The 4298-nt window shown below is 53.0% G+C and carries 3 protein-coding genes; 1 reads left to right on the top strand and 2 read right to left on the bottom strand.

Annotated features, from left to right (window positions below):
- Positions 1-125: 125 nt before the first annotated feature.
- Together ABIE32_RS21565 and ABIE32_RS21560 are read right to left on the bottom strand one after the other, a co-directional pair.
- On the bottom strand, positions 126-1376 hold the full coding sequence (locus tag ABIE32_RS21565) for an IPTL-CTERM sorting domain-containing protein (RefSeq protein WP_429019342.1): 1251 nt from the start codon (positions 1374-1376) through the stop codon (positions 126-128).
- A 647-nt stretch (positions 1377-2023) separates the two neighbouring features.
- The gene (locus ABIE32_RS21560; RefSeq protein ID WP_429019339.1) at positions 2024-3613 is read right to left on the bottom strand and encodes a DUF11 domain-containing protein; all 1590 of its coding nucleotides are present in this window, start codon (positions 3611-3613) and stop codon (positions 2024-2026) included.
- On the opposite strand from ABIE32_RS21560, the gene ABIE32_RS21555 reads away from it, so the two are divergent.
- Entirely contained in the window at positions 3612-3908 is a 297-nt protein-coding gene (locus tag ABIE32_RS21555; RefSeq protein ID WP_429019337.1) for a hypothetical protein, read from the top strand. The genes ABIE32_RS21560 and ABIE32_RS21555 overlap by 2 nt on opposite strands.
- Positions 3909-4298 lie beyond the last annotated feature (390 nt).

Below are 4298 nucleotides of genomic sequence, written 5' to 3'. Positions count from 1 at the left end.
AGTCCTGGACGGCAGTTCGTTTGAACTCTTCGTCATATCTTCCCATGAAAACTCCCAGAGGTTAGATCGGCGTCCAACTTCTGGGGGTCAGTTCACACTGGGGAGGCTGATTTTGCATTTATAGATCAGATTTGACGCCTACGGATCCGGCCAATGCCAACCATTGCCACCAGAGAAGTCAATCCGATTAGAGCCCAGTCACCTAGCGTCGGTACTGGTGTAGCAGTCGATCCGCTTCCACCACCTAGCACATTGAAAGTGAGCACAGCGTCATCGCATACGGTAGTGTTTGGTGCTGGGAGGCAGACTTGAACAGTTGCGGTGTCCGTGCCTGTGTAGCTGGCACTTGGAGTGTATGTAAATGCGCCAGTCATTGGATCGATCGTCAACTGACCATGTGCGGGTGGTGTCACTGTCTGAAACGCCACTTGTCCGCCAGTGCCCGCGTTTCCATTGACTGGAGTGTTCACTGGCGTCGTATAGCTTGCATCGTTGATGACAGGAGGCGTTTGGGGTAAGGGTTTATCTGTAACTGGTTCTGACGCCACTGTGCATACCTCAACACCGGGAGATGCGCCGGTTTGTGCGGCAGGAATCACGCAGTAATAGACGTACATACCTACGTCAGTGGGCTGCAGAGTGTATGGGACGCTCCCTGACGCACCGCCTGTTGAACCGCTTGCAACAGTCGTCCCTTCACTAGAGTTGATCATAGTTGCACTGGAACTGTTCACGAGTTTATATGTCGTTCCAGCAGGATTCTCAATATCAGATTCATTGTCTGCATATGTATATGTGCCTGTGATCGCAGAACCAACTTGCGTTGTTCCCGAAATTGCAGGCGTGACAGTTGGAACAACATTAGGCGTTACTCCGAGAAAATAATTTATACTTCCTCGAGTTACAGGGCGCGTACCTTGGATGTCAATTTGGCAGACTGAGGACGAACGAATTGAAATGCCATTCACCGTGTTTGGGTCATTTCCAGCGACAGTTGCTACTATATTCCAGTATCTATTTGGTGTTGTGCCTAGAGTCGTGTGGCTTGGGGTATTTATTGAGGAGATTTTTAGAAAATCAAAATCGCCAGCATCTACCATATTTCCTGAACAGTCATAGAAGCGGTAAGCCGCAGTTTCTGATGAGTCAACGTCTTGAAAGAATAGCGTTGTTCCAGGCGGGAATGGAGTTGGTGAGCTAAACTGAGCATTACCTCTGTTTAAAAAGCCCTGACCGGGTCTTGGTGTTGGATTCGGTCCAAAAATTCCGGTGGGAAGATTTGTCCCGAAGGTGTTGTAATTAGAAGTAAAAACGCCGGCAGTTATTAGGGCTGCATCTTGCTCTGGAACAGTCCAAGTTATTTCTCTTCCATCCAATGTTCATGAGTTTTGACCGCCACCAGAGGGGAGTGAATTTGGCCCTCTGTTGCCAGAGCCATCGTAATAGTAAAGAGCTTGGCCGGCAGGCTCGAAAGAACTGAAGCTCCAGTTTTCAAAATAATTTGAACTGGGTTCAATTGTGATCTCGGCACTATAAGCGGAAGAAAATAAGCAGCAAACTAAAGAAAGTGGAATAGACTTGTTAAAAATTTCAATCCCTGGCTAAAAATTTCTATCATAGAGTCATATTAAGAGATAACCTCATTGCTGACATTTTTTAACAGAGTCGTTGCCCGTTCGCGTCAGTACAGGTTACCTCAATGTCAATACGACAAGTGATATTAACGATCTGGAAGCACGCAATCACAAACTTGGGCAGCCGATAAACCAGCTGCATAGGGCACATACTAACACTGTGAACCACAGTTGAAGGGGGTGATTGAGAAATGATCCAGAGCCTGCACATTGAAAGAGCGCGCCAGGTCAATATTAGGCTCGAGTCTTGAATAAGCATTCTGAGGCCTTGAGCTTCACTTCCAGCTACATCGCTGGGACGATGAGGCCATTGAATGCAAAAAATCGCCTCCCAAATGGAGGCGATTTTTTGTATCTCATAAGTCTTTAAGCCCTAGGGCTGCAACTCATCATTTGCCGCGTTGGCGGCGGCGCAGCGCGAAGGCGCCAATACCCGCGCTCAGGCTGCCCAGCAGGGCCAACGCGGCCAGATCGAGGGCCGGCACGGGCGTCGCAGCGCCCGGCGTGGTCACCACGCTGCTGGCGGTTGCGCTGTTGTTGGCGGGTGTTGGGTCATCGACGCCGGCGGGGGCTGCAATGCTGGCAGTGCTGGTCAGCGAACCCGATGCATTGGCAGCCACCTTGGCGGTCACCGTGTAGGTCACGGTGGCGCCCACCGGCAGGTTCACAGTGTCGCTGATATTGCCGCTGCCCGATGCCGCGCAGGTGCCGCCGCCCGCGCCGGCGCAGGTCCAGGTGGCGCCGGTCAATGCGGCGGGCAGTGTGGAGGTCACCGTGGCACCGGTGGCATCCGTCGGGCCGGCATTGCTTGCGGTGATGGTATAGGTCACCGTGGCACCGGGGGCCACACTGGTGGAGGCACTGGTGTTGGTAATGGACAGGTCCGCGCTCGGTGGCTCGCCGGTGCAGACGGCCGTCACGGAGAAGTCGGCAAGGGCACCCAGCGCGCATAAGCCGCCTGCGCAGTCGTTCTTGAATTGCCCGCCGTCCAGCAGCAGGCCGATATTATTCTGGCCGCGTTTAAAGCCGGTAAGGGCTGGGGTGACGTAAGAAGCGAACCCTGCATAACCATTGGGCAGGTCGGCAGGGCTGATGGCGCCCGCCTCGCCCGCAGGTTGCACAAACACCGAATCGCCGGTGTCATCGAAAGCAAACTTACCGTCGAGCTTGATGGTGCTTAAGTCCACATTGTTGCCCACGGTGATGGGGGTATTCAGCATGAACACGGCGGCATTGAAGCCGGCCCGGGTTTGCCCGCTGGCGGCCGGGTAGGGCACGCCTGGAACATCATCGCCGGCAGGGTCTGTGGTGCCTGGGCTGATCCAGCGCGCATTGGTGGGTGTGGTCAAATCGGTTGGGTTGAAATAGCTGCGGTAGCGGTAGGTATCGAACAGCGGTTGCTCGACTGTCTCCAGGACGCCGGAGCCATTCGTGCGCTGGGTCCACTTCCAGTCGCGTGCATTGGTGGTGAACGGGCCAATCTTGACCGTGTCTCCAGCCTTGCTACCAGCGGGGCACATCAATGGTGCAGTGGGCTGGGGGGGAGGAGTCTGCAAGCAGTCGGCAATGATCTCAAGATCTGCATACACGCCTGCTGGGGCGCTGGCTGTCGTTGGCTCGCTGGACAGGGCAAAACCGATGGTGTTGTTGCCGTAATAAAAGCCCAGACTGCCACCACTCAAGTCAATGTCGGTTTTGGGGGTGCCCCACTGAGCCACCATGTCCGTGGCCTTTACCCAGGTGCTATTGGTCACGTTGCCGGGCAGGGTAGCGGGCTTGACGACGAACTGTGCGTGGTTGTCCGCACCGCCGGTGCCCGTGACCCTGATGGTCGACAGATCCACATTGTTGTCAATGGTGATGGGCTCATTGGCATAAATTGTCGCGCGGCCAGGCACCCAGGAGCTGGCGGGGGGATTGCCTGTGATGTTCACGGTCGGATAGGGCTGACCTGTAGCAGGATCGTTTGCGGTGGTCATGCCAAATGACAGCCATTTTCTGGGCAGTGGCGGAGTCTGGGCGGCTGGATCGAACCAGACGGCCAAACTATTCAACACGAAGTTGTCCACCACGGTCGCAGTGGTAGTTGGGTCAGCGACCAGCTTTGCATCGGTCGACCATGCGCTTGCAGATGCTGTGGATACAGACAATGGCACGCCGCAGGTCAACGTAGCAGCCTGCACGTTGCTGGAAGCGACCAGCGCCACCATTGAACCTGCAAAAAATGCAGCGTTTTTATTAATTAATCTCATGTATAAAACTCCATCGCCATGAAGAATGATTGTTAATGCCGTTTCTATTAATTTAAATAATCTTAAAATCCTGACTATTTAAAATATCTATCAAAGCACCCTGCCGTGTATAAGGCAATAACAATCTAGCAGTAAAGTATGGAGTGTTACTTTGCTTAAATCTATTTTGATTTGGTTTTTTGCAAAAAATTGAATATTTCTATTTGATTGTTTGATGACTGTCTGTCGGTGATTGTGATTTTTTAAAAGGCGATAGTATTCACTTGTCTTCCTTTATATTGGCGAACGGCGTTGTTGCATAAATCGGCCATAGGCCGAGACATCCCCAATCCCAAATGGATTTACGCAGCAGCGACCGTCTGGGGCGTGCCCAGCGCGGTAAATTGATTGAGAATGGATGCCCGGACATTGA

Origin of the sequence: Comamonas sp. 4034 (assembly GCF_050434545.1) — a bacterium.
GTDB classification, from domain to species: Bacteria; Pseudomonadota; Gammaproteobacteria; order Burkholderiales; family Burkholderiaceae_C; genus Comamonas; species Comamonas odontotermitis.
This window is presented reverse-complemented; position numbering and strand designations above follow the sequence as displayed.

Coding starts and splice junctions, on each gene's coding strand:
- ABIE32_RS21555 (WP_429019337.1), top strand. CDS start 3,612: ATGCCAAATGACAGCCATTTTCTGGGCAGTGGCGGAGTCTGGGCGGCT.
- ABIE32_RS21560 (WP_429019339.1), bottom strand. CDS start 3,613: ATGACCACCGCAAACGATCCTGCTACAGGTCAGCCCTATCCGACCGTG.